Source organism: Staphylococcus pasteuri (genome assembly GCF_030547725.1).
Classification (GTDB): domain Bacteria; phylum Bacillota; class Bacilli; order Staphylococcales; family Staphylococcaceae; genus Staphylococcus; species Staphylococcus pasteuri.
On the sequence record NZ_JAUOQO010001109.1, the window covers coordinates 1 to 230 of the forward strand.

At 34.3% G+C, this 230-nt stretch carries 1 protein-coding gene; it reads left to right on the top strand.

Annotated elements, in window-relative coordinates; genetic code table 11:
- Nucleotides 1–230: hypothetical protein (locus Q4528_RS16580; protein WP_303522900.1), on the top strand; the 230-nt coding region annotated here is incomplete at both ends.

Sequence of the window (230 nt, forward strand, 5' to 3'; positions counted from 1 at the left end):
CAGGAGACCAAACAATTACATCTGGGATTAAAACTTTCGCTTCATATATAATTGCAGACGCATTTGTAATAGCTGGAGGGACTAATACTCAATATTTAATGGCTGACGGTTCTGTTAGTACTGGGGGAACAATTCAAGGAGGCGGAACTACAAACTATATTCCTAGATGGCTTAATTCAAATACTTTAGGAGATAGTATAATATATTCAAATGTTACAAAAATTGGTATT